A 25,755-nucleotide genomic window follows, 5' to 3' on the forward strand; every position below is an offset into this window, starting at 1 on the left:
TCATGGCGACCGCAACCATTACCGCCGGATCGGTGTCGGCCATTCCGGCCCAGACAGATCACATGCCGATCCGCCGCGTCATCGCCTTCCTGGCGATGGTGTTCGGCATGTTCATGGCGATCCTGGACATCCAGATCGTCTCAGCCTCGCTGGCCGAGATCCAGGCGGGCTTGAGCGCCAGCTCGGACGAGATCCCGTGGGTGCAGACGGCCTATCTGATTGCCGAGGTCGTGATGATCCCGCTGTCCGGCTTCCTCAGCCGGATGCTGTCGACGCGCGTGCTGTTCACAATCTCGGCGGCGGGCTTCACCGCGGCCAGCGCGCTCGCGGCAACCGCAACCAATATCGACCAGATGATTGTTTACCGCGCCGTGCAGGGCTTCATCGGCGGCGGCATGATCCCGAGCGTCTTTGCAGCCGCCTTCACCATCTTCCCGCCGTCCCGCCGCGCCGTCGTCTCGCCGATGATCGGCCTGGTGGCGACGCTGGCGCCGACCATCGGCCCGACCGTCGGCGGCTATATCAGCCATGCCATGTCCTGGCACTGGCTGTTCCTGGTCAACGTCGTGCCCGGCATTCTGGTGACGACGGCCGCCTGGTCGCTGATCGACTTCGACAAACCCAATCTCAAGCTGTTCAGCAAGTTCGACTGGTGGGGGCTTGCCGGCATGGCCGCCTTCCTGGGCTGTATGGAATATGTGCTGGAGGAAGGTCCCAACAACGACTGGCTGCAGGATCAGGCGGTGTTCGTCTGCGCCGTCATCATGACCCTCGGCGCGGTGCTGTTCTTCTGGCGCGTGTTCACCGCCGAGGAGCCGATTGTCGATCTGAGGGCTTTCAGCAATATCAATTTTGCGTTCGGCTCGCTGTTCTCCTTCGTGGTCGGCATCGGCCTCTACGGTCTGACCTATCTTTATCCCGTGTTCCTGGGGCGCATCCGCGGCTACGATTCGATGATGATCGGCGAGGCGCTGTTCGTCAGCGGCCTGGCCATGTTCTTCACCGCGCCGATCTCCGGCATCCTGTCGAACAAGATGGACCCGCGCATCATGATGATGATCGGCTTCTTCGGTTTCGCCACGGGAACCTGGTGGATGACGCATCTCACCGCCGACTGGGATTTCTATGAACTGCTGATCCCGCAGATCCTGCGGGGCTGCTCGATGATGCTGTGCATGGTGCCGATCAACAACATTGCGCTCGGAACCTTGCCGCCGGAGCGGCTGAAGAATGCGTCTGGCCTGTTCAACCTGACCCGCAATCTCGGCGGCGCCGTCGGCCTGGCCGTCATCAACACCGTGCTGATCGACCGCAATGCCTTCCACTACGCCAGGCTCTCCGAGCACGTGCAATGGGGAAGTGCCGCTGCGCAGCAGAAGCTGCAGAACATGACGCTCAACTTCGAGCAGACCGCCGGGCTCGACGCCTCCAAGGCGGCCATCTCCAAACTGTCAGGCATGGTCCAGCAGCAGGCGTCGCTGCTGTCGTTCATGGACGTATTCTTCATGCTGACGGTTTTGTTCGCGACGCTCGGGCTCTTCACCCTGGTGATCCGCAAGCCAGCCGCTCAGGGCGGCGGTGGCGGAGGCCATTGAGGCGCGCTGGATCCCCCGCCTGGCGCCCTCGCGCATGACCCCGAAAAGCGATTTTCGGGGTCATGCGCAAAATCAACCATTACGAAGTCTTGGAGCGGCGGACACTCCACCGCTCCAACTTTTTGTTTGAGCATCGGATTTTCCCAAAACCGCTTCGCACTTTTGGGTCCGATGCTCTAGCGCGCTCCGACAAAGTAAGGGTCGCAGCCGTCCTCACGCCGTCGCCGGCTTAAAGGTCAAGGCGACGCCATTGATGCAGTGTCGCAACCCGGTCGGCGGCGGACCGTCGTCGAAGACGTGGCCGAGATGGCCGCCGCAGCGGCGACAATGGACCTCGGTGCGGGTCATGCCCAACGACCTGTCCACGGTCTTGCCGATGGAATTCGGGATTTCCTGCCAGAAGCTCGGCCAGCCTGTGCCGGAATCGAACTTGGTCTCAGACGAATAGACCGGCAGGCCGCAGCCGGCGCAAGCGAAGATGCCTTTGCGGTGCTCGTTGAGCAGCGGACTGGTGCCCGGATATTCGGTGCCCTCCTTGCGCAGCACATTGAAGGCCGCGTCGGACAGGATGGCGCGCCACTCGGCCTCGGTCTTGGTAACCTCGAATGTCTCGGCCGCGCGTGCATCCTGGGCTCCGCCCATGCGCAGCGCGGTGGCGCCTGCGACAACGCCAATGGCTGCCGCACCACTCAAAAGAAGCTCGCGACGGTTCATGGCCATTCCTCCTGTTACTGCTTGTGCCAAATTCGACCGCCACACGGAAATCAAAAGCCGGTGACGATCGCTGTCCTCAAAGCGGGACTCCGCGCCTATCCATCTTGCGTGAACGGCGCGGAGTGTGCGCAGGGAGGCCCCTGGCGATATCTTCGCCGGCAGCGTGCGTTTGTTACATCTTCGGCAGGAGAACCTTGTCGACGACGTGGATGACGCCGTTGGACTGTTCGACATCGGCGATCGTCACATTGGCGACGTTGCCGTTCTCGTCGGTCACGGTGACCTTGCCGCCGTCGGTCTTGAGCGACAGTTCGCAACCACCGACCGTCTTGACCTTGTGCGTGCCGCCGTCGTGCTTGACCATCTTGGCGACGTCGGCGGCCATCGCTTTGGCGCCGATGACATGGCAGGTCAGGATCTTGACCAGCTTGTCCTTGTTTTCAGGCTTGAGCAGCGTCTCCACCGTGCCGGCTGGAAGTGCCGCAAAGGCCTCGTTGGTCGGCGCGAACACGGTGAAGGGGCCGGCGCTTTGCAGCGTATCGACCAGGCCGCCCGCCTTGACGGCAGCGACCAGCGTCGTGTGGTCCTTCGAGTTGACCGCATTTTCGACGATGTTTTTCTGGGCATACATGGCGGCGCCGCCGACCATCGGGTTTTGGGCATAGGCAATGGTGGCGAGCGCAGAAATGGCGACCGTGCCGGCAAGCAAAAGGGTGGCGAATTTACGCATGATTTCAATCTCCTCGGGTTATCATTCCCTCATTCGGGAACGCAAAGGAGATACGCGATAGAAAAATCCTGAGTTTCGTCCTCTCCGCAAAAAATTGTGCCACTGAAATTTTCCCGGCGCGGATCGACAACCACCAACAAGCTTTGCAGGCGTTTAAATCGCGGAAGATAGATTTTCAGGTCTGCTTCCGGGAGATGAGAAGCGGTTAGATGCTCTTCAGATCGCCCGCTGCGACCACCGGTCCAGTCGGCTGGCCGGTCGGTGAACCGCCGGCAGGCTCGACGCTGACCGCAAGCACTGCGCCTTGCGCCAACTTCTCCTGGACGGCGGGCGGGATGGCCAAATGCGCGGTCGCGCCGGCCGGGATAACGCCCATCGACACCGGCGCCTTCTTGCCTTCGATCATCCACAATTCGAAGTCCTTGCCGGCGGCTCGCTCGCCGGAAACGTGGGAAAGACCGACCTCGTGACGGGCGGCATCGTAGACAACGAGATATTTGACGTCGCTGCCTTCGGCCGCCAGCGAGGCGACAAGCCGCGTCTGCGGCGGTTCGGTGGGCGGGCGGAAGTAAGGCACGGCGATGTAGATCGCCAGCGCTGCAATGGCGACGGCGGCAAGACCGCGCCAGAAGCCAAGGCTCGACCAGAGGCCGGCGCGCGGCTCTGCAGTGAACAGCCGGCGGTCCAATGCTTCCTTGACCCTGATCGGAGGCTCTGTCTCCGGATAGGCGGCGGCCATCGGCGAAAGATGCGCCTCCCAGCTATCGACAAGGCGCGCGAAGGCGGCGTCCGCATCAATGCGGCGCGACGCGATCTCGCGTTCATCGGCGGCCAGCACGCCAAGAACGTATTCGGCGGCGAACAGGTCGTCGCCCCCACGTTCCGGTCCATTGTCGTCAGCCAGCGTCATCTTTCCAGGCATTCTCTCAGTTTCAACAGGCTGCGACGCAGCCAGGTCCGCATCGTGTTCAGCGGTACGCCATAGCGCTCCGCCAGCTCGGCATAGCTTTTGCCATCCAGATAGGCGCCCCGGACGGCCGCCGCCCGGTTACTCTCCAACTCCTCGAGACAATGGTAGATGCGTCCGGACTCACTGCCCGCCACGGCCATGGCCTCCGGCCCCGGCGCCGGATCGGCCACGTCGAGCGCGGCATCGATATAGGCGGCAGGCTCTCGCCGCGCCCTGATCCGATCGATCGCATGATTGCGCGCAATGGCCACCAGCCAGGAGATCGGGCTCAGATCCGAAACGGCGAAACGGTCCGCCTTCGTCCATATCTTGACGAAGACCTCTTGAAGCGCTTCTTCAGCATCTCCCCGATCCTTCAATACACGAAGGCAGACGCCGAAAAGTTTCGCGCTGGTCTGCCGGTAGAGCAGATCGAACGCAGCCCGGTCCTTCATCGAAGTCCGGACAATCAGGTTGCTGATGTCCTGCGGCGTCATCCGCCGCCAAATTAGGCGATTGCAATGCATTTGCAACGACTGAAATGGTCTTGCGCACCGGCAGCGCCAGCGTCGATTGCCAATGAAATCGCCGCCCGCTAGCTTGCAATGAGCGGGAGGGCGACCATGTCGATCGAGCGGGTTCTGTGGGAGCATGACGCAACCGGCCAGGCCGCACTCGTGCACAAGGGAGAGATCACACCGCAAGATCTCGTCGATGCGGCGATCGCCCGGGCCGAGGCCACCCTGCCGGAGATCAACGCCATCGCCGAACCGCTTTTTGAGGCGGCGCGGGCGCGAGCGAAAACCGTCGACCACAAGCTGCCGCTTGCCGGAGTGCCCTTTGCGCTGAAGGACCTCGGCATCGCCATGAAAGGCGTGCCGACGCATGGCGGCAGCCGCATCCCAGCTTTCACCCCCGATTTCAGTTCGGTGATGACGGAACGCTATCTGGCCGCCGGCCTGATCCCGATCGCCACCAGCACCGCACCCGAACACGGGCTGAGGCTGGTGACCGAGTCGGTGGCTTACGGCGTCACCCGCAATCCATGGAACACCGCGCATACGACCGGCGGTTCCTCGGGCGGTGCGGCTGCGCTGGTCGCGGCCGGCGTCGTGCCGGTGGCGCATGCCTCGGATGGCGGCGGCTCGATCAGGGTGCCTGCCGCTTGCACCGGGCTGGTCGGGCTGAAAACCTCGCGCGGCCGCGTACCCTTGACGCCGCTCGTCACCGAAAGCTGGTACGGCTTCGTCGTCGACCATGCGTTGGCCCGCTCGGTGCGCGATACGGCCCTGCTGCTCGACCTGACCCACGGGCCCGACCCGCTGTCGCCCTACGCGGCACCCTCGCCGAACGGCAGTTTCGCTGCGGCCGCCGGGCGCGATCCGGGCAAGCTCAAGCTCGCCTTCTATCGAAAATCGCCGCTCGGCTTGCCGATATCCGAAGAGACGTTGAAAGCTCTGGATGCGGCGATTGCGCTGGCGCGCGAAGGCGGGCACGGCGTCGAGGAGATCGACCTGCCCTATATCGATCGTGATTTCATCGCCGATTTCGCCAGAACCGTCGCCGCGGCGGTGGCCGGCACGATGCGTGGCGAGGCCTTGCGCGTCGGCCGCTCCATCTCAGGCGACATCGAACGCGCCACGCGCGTGATGAGCCGGTTCGGTGAAATCCTCTCGGCCGGCGAAATCTATGCCGGCCTGCAGCGGCTGCACGCAACCTCGCGCCGGCTTATCACCGAAACCGCGCACTATGATGCAGTGCTGATGCCTGTCATCGCGCACCCGCCGCTCGCCTGCGGCACCATGGACCCGAAAGGCGCCGACGAATTCATCGAGAATGTCCTGGACAGACTGCGCCTCGCCGGCCTGCTGAAGTTCAAGCCGCTATTCGGCCAGCTGATGGACAAGAGCCTGTGGTTCACCCACTGGCCGGCGATCCAGAACGTCAGCGGGCAACCGTCGATCACGCTTCCGGTTTACGTCACCGATGCCGGCCTGCCGCTCGGCGTCCAGGCCGCCGGCCGCCCCGGCGACGAGGAAACGCTTTTGTCGTTCGCCGCGCAGATGGAAAGGATCTCGGGCTGGCTGGGCCGACGGGCGCCGCTGCAGCGGCCGGCATAGGCGGTGATTTGATCGATCGTGACAGCAAAGCCGTTTGCCCCGTCGTCTAATTCCCGCTAAGACGCCGCCGTTCATGCCAAGCTGGGAACCACGCCGATGACGGATGTCGCCGCCACCGCCGAAATGCAGGCCGCGCTGCTTTCAAGGGCGCTGCCCTACATGCAGCGCTACGAGAACAAGACGGTCGTGGTGAAATATGGCGGCCACGCGATGGGCGACATCGCGCTCGGCAAGGCTTTCGCCCGCGACATCGCACTTTTGAAACAATCCGGCGTCAACCCGATCGTCGTGCATGGCGGCGGGCCGCAGATCGGCGCCATGCTCGCCAAGATGGGCATCGAATCCAAATTCGAGGGCGGCTTGCGCGTCACCGACCAGAAAACCGTCGAGATTGTCGAGATGGTGCTGGCCGGGTCGATCAACAAGGAGATCGTCGCGCTGATCAATGCCGAGGGCGAGTGGGCGATCGGCCTGTGCGGCAAGGACGGCAACATGGTGTTTGCCGAAAAGGCACGAAAGACCATGATCGATCCGGATTCCAACATCGAACGGGTGCTCGACCTGGGCTTCGTTGGTGAGCCTGTCGAGGTCGACCGCACATTGCTCGACCTCCTGGCGCGGTCCGAAATGATCCCGGTGCTGGCGCCGGTGGCGCCCGGCCGCGACGGCCATACCTACAACATCAACGCCGACACTTTTGCCGGCGCCATCGCCGGCGCCTGCCAGGCGACGCGCCTGCTGTTCCTTACCGACGTGCCCGGCGTGCTCGACAAGGACAAGAAGCTGATCGACGAGCTGACCGTGGCCGAGGCCAAGGCCCTGATCAAGGATGGCACGGTCTCGGGCGGCATGATCCCCAAAGTCGAGACCTGCATCGAGGCAATCGAGCGCGGCGTCGCAGGCGTCGTCATCCTCAACGGCAAGACGCCGCATGCGGTGCTGCTCGAGCTGTTCACCGAACACGGCGCCGGCACGCTGATCGTGCCGTGAGGCCGGGTGTCTGAGGGGCTCAAGCGTTTGGCGAAATAGCGGTCACGGACTTACGCGGCAGGCGTTCGACAACCATCGATTCCTCTTCCTCGTCTTGCGGCGCGCCCCAGAATTCGGCGAGCGTCGGGCCATTTTTGAGGCGGCGGTCGCGGACCAGAAAGCCCCAGACTTCGCGAAACCAGACGCGGCGGCCCATTCTGGTGTACCAGCGCATCGAATGCCTTTGCTCCGAATCCTTGTGGAACAGGATGCGCGCCAAGGCCTTGGGCCGCGACTGCACCGCCAGTTCGATCAGCTTGACGGCGAAGAACAGCATCCACGGCTTGAGGCGGGTCATCCGCAGGACCTGATGCTTGTAGTCCCACAGGCGGGCGTCCAGCTGGATCACCTTGCGGTCCCTGGCAATCCTGAAGAACGGCGTCCAGCGATGCGGCGTCACATAGAGCGCCTGGATCTGGTCGGGGTCATAAGCGATCAGCTGGCGGAAGCCGCGCCAGAGGTCGCGCAAGCCTTCGTCCTCGAAACCGGCCACCCAGGTCGCCATCGACAAGATGCCGTTGAGGCGCAGCAGCCGTATCGCCTCGCGGTCGGATGAGGTGCTGCCGCCCTTGCGGATCAATGCAAGCGTCTGCTCGTCGGTGTTTTCCATGCCAAGCAGCCAGCGGATGACGCCGGCCTGGCGATAAAGATGCAGACTCTCGGCGTCGCGGACGATGTCGTCGGCGCGGGTGGAGCCGACGATCAGCACCGGCACATTCTCGGCGATCATCGCATCGAGAAAGGCGCGCCAGGCTTTTTTGGACGACGTCGGGTTCTCGTCGGCAAGGTTGATCAGTTCGACGCCATGCTCGCGGTATAGCCAGGCAATCTCCCGCGCGAACTTCACGGGGTCGCGGTGCCGCCAGCGCGTCCAGAAGCCGCGCTGGCCGCAATAGTTGCACAGATGCGGACAGCCTCGCGAGAACTGCATGACCACCGCGCGCTTGCCTCCCCAATAGCTGTAGCGACTGAAATCGATCAGTTCCCAGCCGATGCGGTAGTCGTCTAGGTTGGCGATCGTTCTTGCCGGCTTGGTGGCAAAGGGCTGGCGCAAATCGTCAGGAAAGGCGATGCCCGCCACATCCGACAGCGGCTTGCGTTTCTCCAGCGCTTCGGCAAGCGCCACTATGGTCGCCTCGCCCTCGCCACGAACGATGACATCGAAGGCATCCGTTTCGGCCAGTATGTCGCGCCAGTGATAGGTCGGAAACACGCCGCCATAAATCAGGATTGCCGCCGGATCGATGTGCTTGACCATGCCGGCGATCAGCAGGGCTGTCGGATGCGCAGACGTCGAGCCGGAATGGCCGATCAGAATGCAGTGGGGATGGTCGCTCAAGGCGTCCCGGACCAGCGTGGCAAGCGCCATCGGCCCGAATTCGGCGTCCACAAGCCGCACTTGATGTCCCGCGTCGATCAGCGGACCGCCCAGTGCCAGCAAACCGAGCGGCGGCAGATGGTCGTCCGGGACGCGGCTGCCGATAGCTGTATGTGGCGGATTGATCAGGACGATTTTCATGGCGGACCTTATGCAATGGCGGTCCGCATGTCGTAGTCGGCGATCTAGCTCTGGAGATTGGCTCGATTCAGCAGTTCGTGTGCAGCTTTTCCGCAGAAATGCCTATCGTCTGAGATGTGCAAGCGGGACATGACCTGGCCCCTTGATGTTCTGCAGCACAAGCTGCGTGTGTACGTCGCGCACGCCTTCGAGCCGCATCAGCCGGTGCATGACGAAGGCATTGAGTTCGTCGACCGACGGCACCATGACATGCAGCAGGAAATCGTAGTCTCCAGTCATCGTCCAGCACGACGACACCTCGTCCATGCGCTGCACGGCGGCGATAAAGTTTTCGGGCGAGCCGTCGCTGTGGGTTACGAGGCGCACCTGGATGAACACCTCGACCATCAGACCGACGGCGCGGCGGCTGAGCACCGCAGCGAAGCCCTTTATGATGCCCGCCTGCTGAAGGGCCTCGAAGCGCCGCGCGCAAGGTGTCGTCGACAGGCCGATCTCATGCGCCAATTCGGAGACCGGCTTGCGACCGTCGCGCTGCAGGATGTCGAGCATCTTGATCTCGAATTCGTCAAACTGAGGCATTTTCACTCTCCCAAAGCTCGATCGTGGAGCCTTTTACCTCCAACCCTGCGTTTGAGCCACCATCAAAGCTGATTTGCCTCGCGCCATCCGGCTAGAATTTCCGGCAATCCGCTGATCATGATTTCCAGGGAGAGCAAGCCATGACAATGAACGTTGCCGACTATGCCCGCGAATGCGCGGCGCGAGGTCTTCGCGGCGATTATTCGGTCTGCCGTGCCGATTTCACCGTGGCGCAGGGCTACAATTATAACGACGAAGAACAGGCGGTGTGGCGCACACTGTGCGACCGCCAGACGAAGCTGACCAGGAAGCTCGCCCATCATTCCTATCTCGATGGCGTTGCGGCGCTCGGCCTTCTCGACAAGATCCCGGATTTCGGTGCGGTCAGCGAGAAGCTGCGCAAGTTCACCGGCTGGGAGATCGTCGCCGTGCCGGGGCTCATCCCCGCCCAGCCGTTCTTCGACCACCTCGCCAAACGCCGCTTCCCGGTCACCAACTGGCTGCGAACCCAAAAGGAGCTCGACTACATCGTCGAGCCCGACATGTTCCACGATTTCTTCGGTCACGTGCCGATCCTGACGCAGCCGGTCTTTGCCGACTTCATGCAGATGTATGGCAAAAAGGCCGATAGCGTGATTGCGCTCGGCGGCGACGAGATGATCACCAGGCTTTACTGGTACACCGTCGAATACGGGCTGATACGCGAGCCGGGCCAGCCGCTGAAGGCTTTCGGCGCCGGGCTGATGTCATCCTTCACGGAGCTTCAGTTCGCGGTCGAAGGCGGCGAGGCGCACCATGTCCCGTTCGACCTGGGGACCGTGATGCGCACCGGCTACGAGATCGACAAGTTCCAGCGTGCCTATTTCGTGCTGCCGTCGTTCGACGCCCTGCGTGATGCTTTCGAGACCGCCGATCTTGCGGCGATCGTGGCGCGCCGCAAAGGCGAGCCAGCGCTCGACCCGGCGAGCCTATAGGCTGTCGGCTGTTTCCAAAGCCTCGGCCTTCAGCCGGGCCAGCTGGTCGCGCTGAAGGTCGAGCGACGCCGTGAAGAAGCGCAGGATCGTGGCGAGTTCAGTGTCGCTGAATGTGGCGATCACCTTTTCCCCCTCCTGCGCGATCGCGCCATAATAGCGCGTCGATAGTTCTCGCGTGAGTTCCGTCGCCTCTATGACCACCTTGCGCCTGTCCTCGAGGCTGCGCGTTCGTGTCAGCAGGCCGCGTGCCTCCAGCCGGTCGATCAGCGCGGTGACCGCGGCCGGCGTCAACCCTGTTGCGGCCGCGACCTCGCCAGCCGATCGCGGGCCGCCATAGAGCAGCGCCAGGCAATGGCGTTCCGCCATACTCAGCCCAAGCTTATCGCCCACTGCCTCGTCATAAGCCTGCGTCGCGTCCTGCCAGCCCATAATGGCAAGGCTGACGGCGGTCTTCATGTCGGCCCGATTCATGCTTGACGAATTTATTTCGATCATCTAACTATCAATTTGCCTAACATTATGGCCATTATAGTAATATGCTGCATCAGGCGCAAGGCAAGGCCTGTCGCAGCCTGCAAGGAGTGAAACATGAATCAGACCCCAACGCGCGGCCCATTCACACCGGCCGAGGAGTTCAGATATGCCAAGCTGGCGATGGAGTGGTATGGCTGGGGCTCTCCCATTGGCCTTGGCATCGCTCTGGTGGCGCTGGCGGCGGCCGCCCTGCTGTTCCGCATCGCCATCGTGGGATTTTGACAGTCTGGCAGCGGCGCGGTTGAATGCAGCAGAAGGCTTAGGGCCGAGCTCAGGCGGCTTCGGAAATATCGCGGTCGATGATCGACAGATTCCGGCCGCGATGCTTGGCCTCGTAGAGCCGCTGGTCGGCGGCGCGCATTAGCTCCGACACTGCGGCGTCTCTGCCGCAGGTGATGCCGCCAATACTGACTGTCAGCGGAACCGTTCGTTCGTCGACGGGCCGGAAACGGATACGCTCGACTTCACGGCGGATGCGCTCGGCGATGCGCCTGGCCTCGTGTTCGGTGGCACCAATCAGAAGGGCGCAGAATTCCTCGCCGCCGATGCGGCCAAGCACGTCGCCGCTGCGCACGCCACGCTCTATCGCGTTTGCAATCAGGAGCAGCGCATCGTCGCCGATCAGATGGCCGTAGCTGTCGTTGATGGTCTTGAAATGGTCGGCATCGACGATCAGCAATGCCCCGCGATCGGATTTGCGCCGGGAGCCGTCGAGAGCGGCAAAGAAACTTTCGCGGTTGAGCATGCCGGTCATGTCGTCGCGGCTCGCCTTTTCCGCCAAGCGCCTGTGCGCGGCGGCGAGTTGGGCATGGGCGCGGGCGAGCTCGCGATGCGCGGTCTGCAACCTTTCGCCCTGCCAGAACGTATAGGCGCCGACGCTCCAGGCCAGCGCGAGCGGGCACAGGGTGGATGTCAGCCAGATGGTGCGATTGATCGGAAACCCCATTGCCGGCACGACGATCAGCGTCAGCAAAAGCGAGACCGCGACGGAGGCGAAAGCGATGGCGGCAGACTTTAGAAATATGCGATTCATCGCTTGCTCCCACTGGTCCGTCTTGGTTCCAGCAAAGCGCTGAATGTCACCTTTCGGCGATGCTTAAGATTTTAATCATGGCGCCATTTTTACCACCCAGGGCGCGCATAGGTTGTGGATAAACCTCCTGTTAGAAAGATCGTTTCGTGCCATAAGGACGTATGACGACACTTCCCGACCCCGCCCGCTTTGCCCATGTCACCGACTGGGTGTTCGATCTCGACAACACGCTTTATCCGCATCATTCGAATCTGTTCTCGCAGATCGATGTGAAGATGACCGCCTACGTCGGAGAATTGCTGACGCTGCCGCGCGAGGAAGCACGCAAGCTGCAAAAGGAGCTCTACCGCGAATATGGCACGACGCTGAACGGATTGATGACGCGCCACGGCATCGACCCCGACGATTTTCTCGAGAAAGTGCACGATATCGATTATTCCTGGCTGGTGCCCGATCCCGTCCTCGGCACCGCCATTCGCCAGCTTCCCGGCCGTAAATTCATCTTCACCAACGGGGATCGCCGGCATGCCGAACGCACCGCGCGGCAACTGGGCATTCTCGAGCATTTCGACGACATTTTCGATATCGTCGCAGCCGGACTGAACCCCAAGCCGGCGCGGCAATCCTATGAGAGATTTGCCGAACTCCACGCTGTTACCGGGCAAAATGCGGTGATGTTCGAAGATCTCGCCCGCAACCTGTCGGTACCGAAATCGCTGGGCATGACCACGGTGCTGGTGGTGCCGCGCAATTTCGAGCCGACCTTCTCGGAAATTTGGGAACGCGACCCGGCCAACGAGGATGATGTGGACTTCGTCACCGACGATCTCGCCGGCTTTCTCACGGCGATCGTCGAAGTCCCTGCTTGAGGCAGCCTGCGCGCTTCAAGTCCTGCTTGCTTGTCAAAGTTTATAGAAGCGGCTGACGATCCCCCAGGCCTCGTCGGCGGTCTCGACAAAATCGATGATATCCTGGTCGCCGGGAGTGATCGTGCCTTGCTCGGCGAGGAAATCGAGGTCGATTGCCCTTGCCCAGAAAGCCTTGCCGAACAGAATGACCGGCACGCGTTCCATGCGGCCGGTCTGGATCAGGGTCAGCGTTTCGAAGAACTCGTCCATCGTGCCGAAGCCGCCGGGAAATACCGCAACGGCCTTGGCACGCATGACAAAATGCATCTTGCGGACCGCGAAATAGTGGAAGTTGAAGCAGAGTTCCGGCGTCACGTAGGCGTTTGGCGCCTGCTCGTGCGGCAGCACGATGTTGAGACCGATCGACGGCGCGCCAACATCGTCGGCGCCACGATTGCCGGCCTCCATGACGCCCGGCCCGCCGCCGGTCACCACGACGAATTCGCGATAGTACGAGGTGGCCGACTGCTGTGAGCAGAGGCGGGCGAATTTGCGCGCCTCCTCGTAATATTTGCTGTTTTGCTCGAGGTTTTTCTTCTGCGTCTCGTTCTTGGCCGCCCAGGCTTCGCCGCCGGGCTCGGGGATGCGGGCGCCGCCGAACAGGATGACGGTCGATTGGATGCCGCGCTCGGCCAGGATCATCTCCGGTTTCAGCAGTTCGAGCTGCAGCCTGACCGCGCGCAACTCGCGCCGCGTCATGAAATCGGGGTCGTTCCAAGCCAGCCGATATGTCTCCGCGCGCGTTTGCGGCGTGTCCGGCACGCTTCTCGACCGCTCCAGATCCTCGTCCGAATGCGGCAGCGGCGTCCATCCCGCCTTTTCCATGGGAGTCATATTTGCTTTACCCGTCCAATTCATTCACTTGCGCCGTCCCGTGACGCTGCCGCGATTGACCCTCCCCAAGCCTTCACATAGGGTCCGCGCGACTTTCAAACAGGTTAAGGCGCCGGCCCTTAACAGCTTGGTAATGGAGCGAATTCATGTCGAAGCACGATCTCGCGAGCCTCGAGGAGATCATCGAGAACGCCTTCGAGGAACGCGACACGATTTCGACCGCAACCCGCGGCGAGACGCGCGAGGCCATCCAATCGGCGCTCGACCTGCTCGACCGGGGCGTCGCCCGCGTCGCCGAGCGGCAGGCCGACGGCAAATGGCACGTCAACCAGTGGCTGAAAAAAGCGGTGCTGCTGTCCTTCCGGCTCAACCCGATGGAGATCATCAAGGGTGGTCCCGGTCAGGCGGTATGGTGGGACAAGGTGCCCTCAAAATTCGACGGCTGGAGCGCCGTCGATTTTGAGAAGGCGGGCTTCCGCGCCGTGCCGTCGTCGATCGTGCGCCGCTCCGCCTATGTCGCGCCCGGCGCCGTGCTGATGCCGTCCTTCGTCAATGTCGGCGCCTATGTCGACAGCGGCACCATGGTCGACACCTGGGCTTCGGTCGGCTCCTGCGCCCAGATCGGCAAGAATGTGCATCTGTCGGGCGGTGTCGGCATCGGCGGTGTGCTGGAGCCGATGCAGGCGGGTCCCACCATCATCGAGGACAACTGTTTCATCGGCGCCCGTTCCGAAGTGGTCGAAGGCTGCATCGTGCGCGAGGGCTCGGTGCTCGGCATGGGCGTCTTCATCGGCCAGTCGACCAAGATCGTCGACCGCGCCACCGGCGAGATCTTCTACGGCGAGGTGCCGCCTAATTCCGTCGTCGTCGCCGGCTCGCTGCCCGGCAAGCCTTTTCCAAACAACGAGCCCGGCCCCAGCCTCTACTGCGCCGTCATCGTCAAGCGGGTCGACGCCAGAACCCGTTCCAAGACATCGATCAACGAATTGCTGCGCGATTGATCTTTCTCAACGAATACGGACGGAATTCGCTTGCCTGATAGATCAGACCTCATCTGGCTTTTCTTCAAAGCTTCGGGCCGCGTCAGCCGCGCGGCCTATTTTCTTGGAGGATTGCTGGTGGCCATCATACAGGCCTTCCCGCTCTACCGTTTCACGCTGGTGCCGGAAGGCACCACCGAGAGCAACATGTGGTCGTTTATTTTCTTCATCGCCTTCATTGCCTCGCTTTGGTCGAACGTGGTGCTGGCGGTCAAGCGGTTGCACGACCTCGACAAGCCGGGCGTTGCGGCGCTGGTGCTTTTCGTGCCGGTTGTCTCGATCATCGCTTTCCTCGTGCTTTGCCTGTTTCCAGGGCAACCCGGCCCCAACCGCTACGGCAAGCGCACCAATGCCCCGGCTGAACCCTGAGCGCCGATCGGACATTTCGTCATGCGCTACCGCTCGCTTGATCCGAAACTGATCCTCGAAACCGCCGAACGGCTGGAAGGGCGCGTCGCCGAGCGCTTTCCCGATGCAGGCTTGCGTGGCGTCGCCGCCGAGCTGGTGTCGCTGTCGCGCGATCTGGCAAAGGCAGCCAAGGCGCTGGAGGCGCCGATCTGGTGGCTGCGCGGCCTCATCATCGCCGCCTTCGTCGCCGGAGCGCTGATGTTCCTGTTCGTCGGCACAATCCTGCCGCTTGGCCGCATCTCGGGAAACCACGATGCCTTCCAGTCGGTGCAAGGAATCGAAGCCTCCCTCAACGTGATCATCCTCGCGGTGCTGGGCTTCCTGGCCCTGATTCGCTCCGAGGAGCGGATCAAGCGCAAGCGGGTGTTTCGCCAGCTCCACGGGTTGCGGTCGCTGATCCATGTCATCGACATGCACCAGCTGACCAAGGATCCGGCAACGCTTTCAGCCAGTTTCAAGCCGACTGCGCATTCGCCAGCCCGCATCACCAACGCCGCCGACCTTGCCCGCTATCTCGACTACTGCTCCGAAATGCTGTCGATCACCGGCAAGATCGCCGCGCTGTTCGCGCAATCGGTGAATGACGCCGTGGTCATCGACGGCGTCAATGACATCGAGAACCTGGCTTCGAACCTCTCGCGAAAGATCTGGCAGAAGATCACGCTGATCGAAACCCCTCATGGGCAGCCGGCACGTGCGGCGAAGACCGATCCCGAGCCGGGCCCGCCGCGCCGGCCTGCAGTCCGCAGACGACCGGGGCCGGCAAGCTAAAACCGGCAACCCGGCGGCAGATCCGCTAGAGCGGTTCATCGTTTCGCAGAAACGCCGAACCGCTCTATCTTTTTTGTTTTGACGCAATTCCGGACGGAAAACCGCTTCACACTTTTCCTGGAATTGCTCCAGAGCGGCGGAGCGGGGAGTTCCGAAAGCCCGGTTTGCGCCGGATGCTCTAAGCGAATGTTAATCACCCTGGCCCAGCATGCCGGCGAAGACTGTGTCGACCGGCACGGAGCGCTCGACTGGCAAGCGACCTATCCCTGATCACCAAGGAGCCGCGCAAAACGTGGAGCGCCGCCGCTCGCCTCTTTGCCTGGTTCTCTTCGCCGATGAAATTGGAACCGGAAGCTGTCCGCGCCCGGCTTCTCGACACCACCTTCGACCGCAAATTCGCAGTCCTGTTCGGCACCATCAGCGTTCTGTTGGTTGCAGTCAGCGCCGCTCTTGCCACCGGGGATTGGTGGCCCTACGCCTGGATTGCCGCCGACCTGATGCTTTTCACCGTCCGCGTTCTGCTGATGCGGGAATGCGAGCAGGCCCGCAGGCGCGGCTCGAAAGGGCCGCTGGCGGGCCTGATGGCAGCCAGCGGCGTCTGGTCGGTCGTTTTCGGCCTCGGCTGCTATGGCTGTGTTGCCAGCGGGAATATGGCGCTTTCCGTACTTGCCGCCTTGAATGTCGCAGGCGTCGTCGGCGTGGTGTCGTCACGCAATGCGGCGACCCCGCGCTTCGCCATATTCGTCATGTTGGCCGTAAGCCTGCCTTACGTGGTCGGTGCATTGTTTTCTGCGGCGCCCGGAATGCCGATCGTCGGAATTCAAACGCCGTTCTATGTGGTCGGCGTCATCATCGTGCTGCTTCAGAACCACGCAATCAATGCCCGCATGATCCGCGCCGAACTGGACAATCGCGACCTGGCCATCAAGGACGCGCTGACCGGCCTGCCAAACCGCATCTTCCTGCAGGAGAAATTGCGCGACATGTGCCGCGACCTTGCGGCGCCGGCCGCTAATGGCGGCAAGCCGTTTGCAGTGCTCAGCATGGATCTCGACGGTTTCAAACACGTCAACGACCGTTTTGGCCACGCCGTCGGCGACGTGCTGCTGCGCAAGGTGGCCGAACGATTGAAGCGGGGCTTCCGTCCGGGGGACGTGGTCTTCCGCATTGGTGGCGATGAATTTGTCATCCTTTTGCCCGCAACCTCGGAGATCGAGGCCACCTACCTGGCAAAGCGGGCCATCGAAAAGGTCTCGGTGCCTTTCGACCTCGGGGTCGGTTCCGCCATCCATGTCGGCTTGAGCGTCGGCAGCGCCTTCGCACCCGCCGACGGCGGCGATCCGGAAATCCTGCTCACCTGTTCCGACCATGCGCTGTACGAAGCCAAGCGCACCGGCAAGGGCCGTTACTGGGCGCCTGTGCGGGCTACGATCTGACGGACGCGACAACGGCTTCCGGCGACAGGCAGGGCCATCCGCCTCTTTCCTGCTCGACCGCGCGCACCAATGCCGTCACGCGCTTCAGCAACGGCGCCGGCGTGCCGGCCTTTTCGGCCAAACGCAAGGCCGCGCCTTGCAGTTCGCCGATCTCCGAGGGCCGGCGGCGCTGAAGGTCATCCCACATCGACGAACGCGCGGCCGGATCGATGGCAAGCATCCGACGCGCCAAGAACTTGAACAGCCAGTCGGGCAGGCGAAGCACTTTCGGCAGCAGCGCGGGACGCAGGCCGGCGATGCGAGCGGGTTCGATGCCTGTCGCCATCATTGCCGCCAATGCTTCGTCGATCTGGCCGGCCAGGATCAGCCGCCAGCGGCGATCGGCAAGCTCTGCCGCCAGCGGCAGGCCGGAAAGCGCCACCAGCGCGTTGTTGAGGTTGAGCAGCAGCTTGCCCCATAGCACCGCTTCGATGTCACCATGTGTGGCGACGGCAAAGCCCTCGACGTCGAGCAGTTCGTCAAGGCCTGTCGCGCCCTGTTCGATCATCACCTTGCCGCCGCTGGCGCGGTGCAGGCGAAGCGGCAATTCGCCCTCCGGTGATTGGGCCACGTTGAACGGCACCATGCCCGCGAGCACCCGCCGGGCGGTGAGATGGGCTCGCAACTTATCGGCATTGTCGACGCCGTTCTGCAGACTGAGTACCACCGCATCCGGTCGGGCATGGGCCGCAATAAGCCCGGCCATGTCTTGCGTCGCGCCGCTCTTGACCGTTAGCAGGATGACATCGGCACCGGGGAATGCCGCGGCCGGATCGGCGGTGACCGACAATACCTCCGGCTTGACGGATCGGTCGCGGCCATCACGGTCGGTGATGCGCAATCCACCTTTTTGCAGCGCCTTCTCGATGCGAGGCCGCGCCGGCAGAACCATTTGTCGCCCGGCAAGTATCGGGCAGCCGCCGGCGTAGCAGCCGATACTGCCGGCACCGGCGATTACGATTGTCTTGCCATGCGTGATCATGCGATGGCCCTGCCCTGGTCGAGAGGCCTTGCCGCAATTATACGACATGAAAACCATAATGTCGGCGGCATGTCTGGCCCTTATGTCTGGCCGTGACAGTCCCTGCGCTTTCGACTATCGCTTTGCCCATGACGCTGCCTACCGATCCGACCAGAAATCTGGCTGCTCTCATCCGCTGCGCTTCCGTGACGCCCGCCGAAGGCGGTGCGCTGAGCGCGCTGGAAGAAATGTTGAAGCCGCTCGGCTTTGCCGTCGAGCGCCCGGTGTTTTCCGAATCCGGCACACCTGACATAGAGAATCTTTACGCGCGGCGTTCCGGCAACGGCCCGCATCTGATGTTTGCCGGCCATACCGATGTCGTGCCGGTGGGCGATGAAACAGCCTGGACGCACCCGCCCTTTGCAGCCGACATCGCCAATGGCGAGATGTTCGGCCGCGGCGCCGTCGACATGAAGGGCGGCATTGCTTGTTTCGTCGCGGCGGTAGCGCGACACATCGCGCAGAAGGGCGGCCCGAAGGGGTCGGTCTCGCTGCTGATAACCGGCGATGAGGAAGGTCCGGCGATCAACGGCACGACGAAACTGCTCGAATGGGCGGCCGCCAAAGGCGAGAAATGGCATGCTGCGATCGTCGGCGAGCCGACCAATCCCGACGCGCTCGGCGATATGATCAAGATCGGCCGGCGCGGCTCGCTATCGGGCACGGTCGTCGTCAACGGCCGCCAGGGACACGCCGCCTATCCGCAGCTGGCCGACAACCCGGTGCGCGGCCTGGTCACGCTGGTCGACGCCTTGCTTCACCCCGCCTTCGATAACGGAACAAGGGATTTCCAGCCGACCAATCTTGAGGTGACCTCCATCGATGTCGGCAATCCTGCCACCAACGTCATCCCGGCGAAGGCGGCGGCTACCTTCAATATTCGCTTCAACGACACATGGACCGCCGAGACGATCCAGGCCGAGATCCACAACCGCCTCGACCGGGCGGCGAAACGCAAGAAATACCGCGCCGGCAAGGCGACGCCCGTCGACTACGAGATCGCTTGGCGCGACGGACCGAGCCACGTTTTTCTGACACGCGACGACAGGTTGATCGAGACGCTTGGCGGCTCGATCAAGGCGGTGACCGGCAGGAAGCCTGCGCTCTCCACCTCCGGCGGCACCTCCGATGCCCGCTTCATCAAGGATTATTGTCCGGTGGTCGAATTCGGCCTTGTCGGCAAGACCATGCACATGGTCGACGAACGCGTGGCGATTGCCGACCTCGAGACGCTGACGCAGATTTATCTGCGCTTCGTTGAAGACTGGTTTGCGCAGGACATATCCTAGTGATGCTTTCAGCGGATGAAACCTACGCTTCGCTTGCCGGTGCCTGGCGGCTGATGCTCGGCAAGGCCGACGGATTTCGCCTGCTCGACCTTTCGGCGGACGGATTCTGGAACTCCTTTTTTGCCATCGTCGTCGCGGCGCCGGCACTGATCGTCGGCTGGGTCGGTATTGCCAACGAGATCGGCGACCCCAACGCATTCGTCGGCCGTTTCAGCATGTTGATCCGCCTGGCCACCGTCGATATCGGCGCCTGGGTGCTGCCGCTCATAGGCCTCGCGCTGGTGGCGCCGCGGGTCGGCGTCGGCGGCCGTTTCGTCCATTATGTCGTGGCCAGCAACTGGGCCTCGGCGATCATCGCCTGGATGATGCTGCCATCGGCGTTGATCCGGCTTTTCCTGACGTCGGCCAACGAAGTCTCCGGACTCGTGTCGCTGCTGTTGTTCGCGCTGTCGATGGTCTTGACCTGGCGGATGACCAACGTTGCGATCGGCAGGGGTGCGGCCGTCGGCAGCGCCGTTTTTGCCGGCATGTTCGTGGCCTCGCTGATCGTCCTGTTCGGACTGCAGGCGCTGCTCGGGATCAGCGTTCCGGATCAGCCAGGCGTCGGATAGTCGACGCCGACGAGAAACAGCCCGTCGGGCGGCGCCACCTGACCGCAGGCCGCACGGTCGCGCGCCTCAAGCGCCGCCTTGAGGTCGGCAACAGTCCAGCCGCCTTCGCCGACGCGTTTGAGCGAGCCGACCATAGAGCGCACCTGGTTGTGCAGGAATGAGCGCGCCGAAGCGCGGACCTCAATGAAATCGCCCGCCCGGCTGACATCCAGCCGGTCGAGTGTGCGGACCGGGCTGGAGGCTTGGCACTGGGTCGAGCGGAAGGTGGTGAAATCATGCCGGCCAAGCAGCACCTTTGCCGCTTCGTGCATGGCCCCGGCATCGAGCTGCTTCGGTACCCACCAGATCTTGCCCTTGTCGAGCGCCGCCGGCGCGCGGCGATTGACGATGCGGTAGAGGTAATGGCGGCCGATCGCCGAGAAACGCGCATCGAAACCATCCGGCACGGAGGCGGCCTTCAGGATGGCGATGCGCACCTTGGCCGCCTGCAGATGCGCGTTGACGGCGTCGCGCACCTTGTCGCCGGGCCATGCCTTGATCAGATCGACATGCGCCACCTGAGCGGTCGCATGGACGCCGGCATCGGTGCGGCCGGCGGCGCGCAGCGAAACCTGCTCGCCACAGAACTTCTCGATCGCCTGCTCGATCGCCTGCTGCACCGAAGGCTGGTTGGCCTGGCGCTGCCAGCCGGCGAAGAGACTGCCGTCATATTCGATGTCGAGGCGAAAACGCGGCATTCCCGGATCGAAGCGAAATCAGGCGGCGAGGGCTGAGCCGAAGGCCGAGGCGTAGACCAGCCTGCCGGTCTCCGGCGCCTCGCCCCAGGCAAGCGCCTGCAAAGCCTCGCTTTGGTACTCGCTCTCGAACTTCGCTGCACGGGCGCGGCTGTAACCGAAACGTCCATAGTAAGCGGGATCGCCGAGCACCACGGCGAGCGTCTCGCCAGCAGCCTTCAGGCGGATATGCGCCTCGCGGACCAGCGCACCGCCGATGCCGGTGCCGTGGAACGACGGCTCGACCGCCAAAGGAGCCAAAGCCACCGCCGGGAAGCTCTTGCCGCCATTCTGCACGAAAAGCCGTGAAAACAGGATATGCCCGACCACTTGCCCGTCTTCGTCCGCCACCAGTTCGACGACGGCATCACCGCCGGTGACCAGCGCGTCGACCAGTCCGGCCTCCGTCTGCTGGCCGAATGCGTGTTCTTCGACTAGGCGGATCGCCTCGCGGTCCCGCGGCGTCGCCGCGCGTATGGACATCATGCTCATGACAATTTCATTCCTTTTTCGAGCTTGGCCCCGCGCAGAAACTCCTGCGCGGCTATGGGCCTTGCGCCCGCACGTTGAACTTCGACCAGCCTGATCGCGCCTGACCCGCAGGCGACCGTCAGCCGGTCATCGAGAATTCCTCCCGGTTCGCCGGCGCCTTGCGAGAGCGTCGAGCGAAGCAGTTTCAGCCGTTCTACACGGCCGCCGATTTCGGCCTCGCACCATGCACCGGGAAAGGGCGACAGGCCGCGAATCTGGTTGTGCACGTCGCCAGCAGGTCGCAGCCAGGCTATGCGAGTCTCCGATTTATCGATTTTCTTGGCGTAGGTCACCCCCACCTCCGCCTGTGTGGTAAATGTCAGCGTATTCCGCTCCAGCCGCTCGAGCGCTTGCACCATCAGCGCAGCACTGAGGACCATCAGCCGGTCGTGCAGATCGCCGGCCGTCATGTCGGGTCCAATGGGACATTTTTCAACCATTGCCACCGGCCCGGTGTCGAGGCCTTCGTCCATCCGCATCACCATCATGCCCGTTTCGGTATCGCCGGCCATGATGGCGCGCTGGATAGGGGCAGCGCCGCGCCAGCGCGGCAACAACGATGCGTGGCCATTGAGACAACCGAGCCGCGGCGCCTCGAGAATGGGTTTGGGCAGAAGCAGCCCGTAGGCGACGACCACGGCGACGTCGGCGCGCAAGGCGCGGAACGCCTCCTGCTCCGCCTCGCTCTTCAGCGACACCGGCGTCCGCACCTCGACGCCCAGCCGCTCCGCCTCGCGCTGCGCCGGCGACCGCGTCAGTTCGAGCCCGCGCCGGCCGCCGGCGCGCGGCGGCTGCGTATAGACGGCGGTCAACCCGTGCCCGGCCCCGGCAATCGCCCGCAGCGTCGGCACGGAGAATTCGGGCGTACCCATGAAGATGACACGCAGGGGCATTCGTCGACCCCTATCCCACCATCTTGCCCGGCGCCTTGTCCCTGGCGAGCTTTTTGAACTTCTTGACCACCATGTCGCGCTTCAGTTTTGAGATGTGGTCGATGAACAGCACGCCGTTGAGATGGTCGATCTCGTGCTGCAGGCAGGTCGCCATCAGCCCCTCGGCCTCGATCTCCTGCAGCTTGCCGTCGCGATCGAGATACTTCACCCGCACCGCGGCGGGGCGCTCGACTTCGGCATAGTAATCGGGGATCGACAGGCAGCCTTCCTCATAGACCGAACGCTGGTCGGAGCTTTCAAGGATTTCGGGATTGATGAAGACGTGCGGCGCCGGCGTCTCGTCCTCCTTGGCGAGGTCGATCACCAGCATGCGCAAGGGTTCGCCGACCTGGATCGCTGCGAGGCCGATGCCGGGCGCGTCATACATAGTGTCCAGCATGTCGCCGGCCAGTTTGCGCAAATCGCCATCGACACGCTCGACCGGTTTTGAAACCTGGCGCAGGACGGGATCGGGGAGGATGATAAGCGGCTTGATCGACATGGCGTCTCACCTAAGACCTCGCAGGAAAAGCGTCAACCGGGACGGCTTCGGGTCGTTCACGTTTTGATCTGTGCCGGCAGACCGAATCATCTATGCTGTCGGCATGAACGATCTGGCCACCATCCTGTCCGAACCTGTCGCCCGCCTCGGCGCCACCACGCTCACGCTCGGCCAAGCCCTGGGTTTCGGCGCAATGCTGTTCCTTGGACTGTTCGTGGCGCTCGTCGTTGCGCTCTGGCGATCGGCCAAGGCGCGTGCAGTGGCGGCCGCCGAAGCCGCCGACCACGCCCGTGACGCCGAGGTGCGGATGGCCGGCATCTTGGCAAGCCAGGCGGAAATGCAAGGCCGCATGGGCGCCATCGCCGAAGTGTTCGGGGCGCGCCAGGCGGAACTGACCCAGTCGATCGGCCAGCGCCTCGATGCCATGACCGGCCGCCTGGGCCAGACCATGACCGAGCAGACGAGATCGACGCATGAGAGCCTCGCCAAGCTGCAGGAACGGCTGGCGGTTATCGATATCGCGCAAGGCAATATCCAGTCGCTGGCCGGCCAGGTCGTGCAATTGCAGGCGATCCTTTCCAACAAGCAGACGCGCGGCGCCTTCGGCCAGTCGCGCATGGAGGCCATCGTCGCCGACGGATTGCCGCACGGCGCCTATGAATTCCAGGCGACCTTGTCGAATGGCAGCCGGCCCGACTGCCTGGTGAAGATGCCGAACGGCGCGCCGTCACTTGCCATCGACGCAAAGTTTCCGCTCGAGGCGTGGAATGCCATCCGTGCCGCCGAAGGCGCCGACCTGCAGAAGTCGGCAGCACAGGCTTTCCGCCGCGACATCGAGGTGCATGTCCGCGATATTTCCGAAAAATACCTGATCCAGGGCGAGACGCAGGACACCGCCTTCATGTTCGTGCCCTCGGAATCGGTGTTCGCCGAAATCCATGAGAATTTCGAGGCCGTTGTCCAAAAGGCGCATCGATCGCGGATCGTCATCGTCTCGCCATCGCTTTTGATGCTGTCGATTCAGGTCATCCAGGCAATCCTCAAGGATGCCCGCATGCGCGAGCAGGCGCACCTGATCCAGGGCGAGGTCATCCGGCTAATGGAAGACGTCTCCCGGCTCGACGAGCGGGTGCGCAAATTGCAGACGCATTTCGGTCAATCGGCCAAGGATATCGACGACATCCTGGTCTCGACATCGAAGGTGACCCGGCGCGGACAAAAGATCGAGGCGCTGGAGTTTGGCGTGCAGCCGGCGGAGGATACCGCTGGTTCGAATGGCAGCGGAGCAAAAGCGGAAAGCAGCCCGCGCGTCGCTGATTCGAAAACCGGGCAGTTGAGGCTAAGGGTCGTCGAATGCGACGATTGAGAGCTACGCCGGAACCGGAGGCTTCACCCGGATCTGGCGCTACTGCTCCTCGATGATGGTCGTGCCTTCGAATTCCGGCAGCCAATGCAGCGCCGAGCGGTGCCAGATCTGCTTTTTCGGCACCAGTTGCTCGCGTTGCCGTGCCGTGCCGACCCTGATGCCGTAAACCTTCGGTCCCTCGCCCGCCGACGTGGCGTAGAGATGCGAGCCACACTCACCGCAAAACGCCTGGGCGCGCTTGGCGCCGCTCGAACCGGTCTTGATGTAGATTTTCGGCTTGCCCTTGGTGATCCTGTAATTGTCCTGGGACGCCGGCACGGTGACGCGAAAGGCCGTTCCGGTTAGCTTCTGACAATCGATGCAGTGACAAATGGTGGTCTTTTCCGGATCGACCTCGGCCTCGTAAGTGATGGCGCCGCAATGACACCCGCCGTCGATTTTCATCTTCGTTCCTCCCGAGCTTTTGCCTGCGATCATAACCGGGACTGTCCGATGGCGCATCGATTTCCTCAAGCCATTTTCCTTAGGCCGGTTCTTGTCCGGATGCCCCCGCCAAGGCCTTGCTCCGGCGTTCCCAGGTGCCGGTGGTCTGAGGCTTGACGAACAGCCGCGTCACCTCCGGCATCTCCGCTTTCAGCCGCGTCTCGAGGCGTTCGACGCAGGTCTCTATCTCGGGCGCCGACAAGTGGTCCTCGAACTCGATGCTCAGAGCGGCGACGATCTCCTGCGGACCCATATGCAGCGTCAGCGCGCCATTCGCCCGCTGCACCGCCGGGTCCTGCTGGACGATGTCCAATACTTTCATTTGCACCTCGGGCGAAGCCGGCTCGCCGAGCAGCAGGCTTTTGCTTTCGCGCGCCAGGAAGATCGCGGTTGCGCCCAGGATCAGCGCGATGCCGATCGACGCGGCGCCGTCGAGCTTCGGCATGTCCAGCAGTTCCGCCGCCGATATCCCGGCGAAGGCGACAACGAGGCCGAGAAGTGCCGCGCTGTCCTCGAAGAGTACGGTGTAGACACTAGGATCCTTGCTGAGCTGCACCGCCTCGAGCCAGCCGTGGCTGCCTTTTTGGTGGCGGAACTCCTTCAGCGCCACCAGCCAAGAGGTGCCTTCGAAGAGGAAGGAAAGGCCAAGGACAGCGTAGTTCACCTTGGCGTTGGCAATCGGCTCCGGCGTCATGATGTGCGTCACGCCTTCGTAGAACGATATGCCGGCGCCCAGTGCAAAGACGAGGAGCGCAACGATGAAGCTCCAGAAGTACAGCTCGCGGCCATGGCCGAGCGGATGCGTGCGGTCGGCCGGGCGCGCGGCACGGTGCATGCCGTAAAGCAGCAGGCTGCCATTGCCGGTATCGACGAGCGAGTGGACGCCTTCCGAGAGCATTGCCGAGCTGCCCGTGAACAAGGCAGCGGCGAATTTGGTCAGTGCGATCGCAAGATTTCCGGCGAGCGCCGCATAGATCACTTTTTTCGACCCGCCATGCGCCGCCATGGTGTGCTGCCTTGGTTGATGCACCGAGA

29 protein-coding genes are annotated in these 25,755 nt (G+C 63.0%); 13 read left to right on the plus strand and 16 right to left on the minus strand.

Features of this window, described 5'->3' with window-relative positions:
* Positions 1–2 precede the first annotated feature (2 nt).
* Positions 3–1,595: a DHA2 family efflux MFS transporter permease subunit gene (locus NKH80_RS13830; RefSeq protein WP_502900948.1), complete on the plus strand. Its 1,593-nt coding sequence runs from the start codon at positions 3–5 to the stop codon at positions 1,593–1,595.
* A 213-nt stretch (positions 1,596–1,808) separates the two neighbouring features.
* Here NKH80_RS13830 and msrB read toward each other — a convergent pair whose 3' ends face one another.
* The 4 genes from msrB to NKH80_RS13850 all read right to left on the minus strand — a co-directional run bounded on the left by msrB (position 1,809) and on the right by NKH80_RS13850 (position 4,485).
* Complete coding sequence (gene msrB / locus NKH80_RS13835; RefSeq protein ID WP_352477048.1) at positions 1,809–2,309, minus strand: peptide-methionine (R)-S-oxide reductase MsrB; 501 nt, start codon at positions 2,307–2,309, stop codon at positions 1,809–1,811.
* Positions 2,310–2,481: 172 nt separating this feature from the next.
* Entirely contained in the window at positions 2,482–3,039 is a 558-nt protein-coding gene (locus tag NKH80_RS13840; protein ID WP_352800835.1) for a fasciclin domain-containing protein, read from the minus strand.
* Positions 3,040–3,244: 205 nt separating this feature from the next.
* Positions 3,245–3,949, minus strand: a complete 705-nt coding sequence (locus tag NKH80_RS13845; RefSeq protein WP_352992068.1) for an anti-sigma factor — start codon at positions 3,947–3,949, stop codon at positions 3,245–3,247.
* A complete protein-coding gene (locus NKH80_RS13850) occupies positions 3,946–4,485 on the minus strand; it encodes a sigma-70 family RNA polymerase sigma factor (RefSeq protein WP_352991995.1) in 540 nt (179 codons plus the stop codon). The genes NKH80_RS13845 and NKH80_RS13850 overlap by 4 nt, the downstream gene beginning before the upstream one ends.
* Positions 4,486–4,611: 126 nt before the next feature.
* Here NKH80_RS13850 and NKH80_RS13855 point away from each other — a divergent pair, with 126 nt between their 5' ends.
* Entirely contained in the window at positions 4,612–6,108 is a 1,497-nt protein-coding gene (locus tag NKH80_RS13855) for an amidase (RefSeq protein ID WP_352991997.1), read from the plus strand.
* Between the two features lie 96 nt (positions 6,109–6,204).
* Complete coding sequence (gene argB / locus NKH80_RS13860) at positions 6,205–7,098, plus strand: acetylglutamate kinase (RefSeq protein ID WP_352472350.1); 894 nt, start codon at positions 6,205–6,207, stop codon at positions 7,096–7,098.
* Positions 7,099–7,117: 19 nt separating this feature from the next.
* Here the strand turns inward: argB and bchE are convergent, their stop codons facing one another.
* Together bchE and NKH80_RS13870 are read right to left on the minus strand one after the other, a co-directional pair.
* Positions 7,118–8,656 carry a magnesium-protoporphyrin IX monomethyl ester anaerobic oxidative cyclase gene (gene bchE, locus NKH80_RS13865; protein ID WP_352992000.1) on the minus strand — a complete coding sequence of 513 codons (1,539 nt, stop codon included), beginning with the start codon at positions 8,654–8,656 and terminating at the stop codon, positions 7,118–7,120.
* Between the two features lie 102 nt (positions 8,657–8,758).
* A complete protein-coding gene (locus NKH80_RS13870) occupies positions 8,759–9,235 on the minus strand; it encodes an Lrp/AsnC family transcriptional regulator (RefSeq protein WP_352615012.1) in 477 nt (158 codons plus the stop codon).
* Between the two features lie 140 nt (positions 9,236–9,375).
* On the opposite strand from NKH80_RS13870, the gene phhA reads away from it, so the two are divergent.
* Entirely contained in the window at positions 9,376–10,209 is an 834-nt protein-coding gene (phhA, locus tag NKH80_RS13875) for a phenylalanine 4-monooxygenase (protein ID WP_352992003.1), read from the plus strand.
* Here the strand turns inward: phhA and NKH80_RS13880 are convergent.
* Positions 10,204–10,704, minus strand: coding sequence for a MarR family winged helix-turn-helix transcriptional regulator (locus NKH80_RS13880; RefSeq protein ID WP_352992005.1), 501 nt, complete (start codon positions 10,702–10,704; stop codon positions 10,204–10,206). The genes phhA and NKH80_RS13880 overlap by 6 nt on opposite strands.
* A gap of 93 nt (positions 10,705–10,797) precedes the next feature.
* On the opposite strand from NKH80_RS13880, the gene NKH80_RS13885 reads away from it, so the two are divergent.
* On the plus strand, positions 10,798–10,965 hold the full coding sequence (locus NKH80_RS13885; RefSeq protein WP_352472352.1) for a hypothetical protein: 168 nt from the start codon (positions 10,798–10,800) through the stop codon (positions 10,963–10,965).
* A 49-nt stretch (positions 10,966–11,014) separates the two neighbouring features.
* On the opposite strand, the gene NKH80_RS13890 is transcribed toward NKH80_RS13885, so the two are convergent.
* The gene (locus tag NKH80_RS13890; RefSeq protein WP_352992007.1) at positions 11,015–11,776 is read right to left on the minus strand and encodes a GGDEF domain-containing protein; all 762 of its coding nucleotides are present in this window, start codon (positions 11,774–11,776) and stop codon (positions 11,015–11,017) included.
* A 161-nt stretch (positions 11,777–11,937) separates the two neighbouring features.
* Here NKH80_RS13890 and NKH80_RS13895 point away from each other — a divergent pair, with 161 nt between their 5' ends.
* Positions 11,938–12,645 carry a pyrimidine 5'-nucleotidase gene (locus tag NKH80_RS13895; protein WP_352477037.1) on the plus strand — a complete coding sequence of 236 codons (708 nt, stop codon included), beginning with the start codon at positions 11,938–11,940 and terminating at the stop codon, positions 12,643–12,645.
* Between the two features lie 33 nt (positions 12,646–12,678).
* Here NKH80_RS13895 and NKH80_RS13900 read toward each other — a convergent pair whose 3' ends face one another.
* Entirely contained in the window at positions 12,679–13,518 is an 840-nt protein-coding gene (locus NKH80_RS13900) for an LOG family protein (protein WP_352506025.1), read from the minus strand.
* 146 nt (positions 13,519–13,664) lie between these two features.
* Between NKH80_RS13900 and dapD the strand changes: the two genes are divergently transcribed.
* The 4 genes from dapD (at position 13,665) to NKH80_RS13920 (ending at position 17,173) form a co-directional block, all read left to right on the plus strand.
* The gene (gene dapD, locus NKH80_RS13905) at positions 13,665–14,519 is read left to right on the plus strand and encodes a 2,3,4,5-tetrahydropyridine-2,6-dicarboxylate N-succinyltransferase (RefSeq protein WP_352506026.1); all 855 of its coding nucleotides are present in this window, start codon (positions 13,665–13,667) and stop codon (positions 14,517–14,519) included.
* Positions 14,520–14,549: 30 nt separating this feature from the next.
* A complete protein-coding gene (locus tag NKH80_RS13910; protein ID WP_352455974.1) occupies positions 14,550–14,927 on the plus strand; it encodes a DUF805 domain-containing protein in 378 nt (125 codons plus the stop codon).
* 21 nt (positions 14,928–14,948) lie between these two features.
* On the plus strand, positions 14,949–15,737 hold the full coding sequence (locus NKH80_RS13915) for a hypothetical protein (protein WP_352992009.1): 789 nt from the start codon (positions 14,949–14,951) through the stop codon (positions 15,735–15,737).
* A 335-nt stretch (positions 15,738–16,072) separates the two neighbouring features.
* Positions 16,073–17,173 (plus strand): diguanylate cyclase domain-containing protein, encoded by a 1,101-nt coding sequence (locus NKH80_RS13920; protein ID WP_352539949.1) that lies wholly within the window; start codon positions 16,073–16,075, stop codon positions 17,171–17,173.
* Here NKH80_RS13920 and NKH80_RS13925 read toward each other — a convergent pair.
* A complete protein-coding gene (locus NKH80_RS13925) occupies positions 17,163–18,194 on the minus strand; it encodes a 2-dehydropantoate 2-reductase (protein WP_352992011.1) in 1,032 nt (343 codons plus the stop codon). The genes NKH80_RS13920 and NKH80_RS13925 overlap by 11 nt on opposite strands.
* 128 nt (positions 18,195–18,322) lie before the next feature.
* On the opposite strand from NKH80_RS13925, the gene dapE reads away from it, so the two are divergent.
* Both dapE and NKH80_RS13935 read left to right on the plus strand, forming a co-directional pair.
* On the plus strand, positions 18,323–19,522 hold the full coding sequence (dapE, locus tag NKH80_RS13930; protein ID WP_352686422.1) for a succinyl-diaminopimelate desuccinylase: 1,200 nt from the start codon (positions 18,323–18,325) through the stop codon (positions 19,520–19,522).
* Between the two features lie 2 nt (positions 19,523–19,524).
* Entirely contained in the window at positions 19,525–20,133 is a 609-nt protein-coding gene (locus tag NKH80_RS13935; protein ID WP_254815875.1) for a transporter, read from the plus strand.
* On the opposite strand, the gene truA is transcribed toward NKH80_RS13935, so the two are convergent.
* Genes truA through def form a run of 4 tightly spaced genes read right to left on the minus strand, consistent with a single transcriptional unit; the run spans position 20,115 to position 22,871 of the window.
* Positions 20,115–20,870, minus strand: a complete 756-nt coding sequence (gene truA, locus NKH80_RS13940) for a tRNA pseudouridine(38-40) synthase TruA (protein ID WP_352477029.1) — start codon at positions 20,868–20,870, stop codon at positions 20,115–20,117. The two genes, NKH80_RS13935 and truA, sit on opposite strands and share 19 nt — an antisense overlap.
* 18 nt (positions 20,871–20,888) lie before the next feature.
* Positions 20,889–21,398, minus strand: coding sequence for a GNAT family N-acetyltransferase (locus NKH80_RS13945; RefSeq protein ID WP_254815873.1), 510 nt, complete (start codon positions 21,396–21,398; stop codon positions 20,889–20,891).
* On the minus strand, positions 21,395–22,324 hold the full coding sequence (fmt, locus tag NKH80_RS13950) for a methionyl-tRNA formyltransferase (RefSeq protein ID WP_352506063.1): 930 nt from the start codon (positions 22,322–22,324) through the stop codon (positions 21,395–21,397). The genes NKH80_RS13945 and fmt overlap by 4 nt, the downstream gene beginning before the upstream one ends.
* Before the next feature lie 16 nt (positions 22,325–22,340).
* Entirely contained in the window at positions 22,341–22,871 is a 531-nt protein-coding gene (gene def / locus NKH80_RS13955; protein WP_352477028.1) for a peptide deformylase, read from the minus strand.
* Between the two features lie 103 nt (positions 22,872–22,974).
* On the opposite strand from def, the gene NKH80_RS13960 reads away from it, so the two are divergent.
* The gene (locus NKH80_RS13960; protein ID WP_352992013.1) at positions 22,975–24,237 is read left to right on the plus strand and encodes a DNA recombination protein RmuC; all 1,263 of its coding nucleotides are present in this window, start codon (positions 22,975–22,977) and stop codon (positions 24,235–24,237) included.
* A 39-nt stretch (positions 24,238–24,276) separates the two neighbouring features.
* On the opposite strand, the gene NKH80_RS13965 is transcribed toward NKH80_RS13960, so the two are convergent.
* Together NKH80_RS13965 and NKH80_RS13970 are read right to left on the minus strand one after the other, a co-directional pair.
* Entirely contained in the window at positions 24,277–24,681 is a 405-nt protein-coding gene (locus NKH80_RS13965; RefSeq protein WP_352506031.1) for a GFA family protein, read from the minus strand.
* A gap of 79 nt (positions 24,682–24,760) precedes the next feature.
* The gene (locus NKH80_RS13970) at positions 24,761–25,726 is read right to left on the minus strand and encodes a cation diffusion facilitator family transporter (RefSeq protein ID WP_352477025.1); all 966 of its coding nucleotides are present in this window, start codon (positions 25,724–25,726) and stop codon (positions 24,761–24,763) included.
* Positions 25,727–25,755: the final 29 nt, after the last annotated feature.

Origin of the sequence: Mesorhizobium sp. M0904, assembly GCF_040319475.1 — a bacterium.
In the GTDB taxonomy this organism is placed as follows: domain Bacteria; phylum Pseudomonadota; class Alphaproteobacteria; order Rhizobiales; family Rhizobiaceae; genus Mesorhizobium.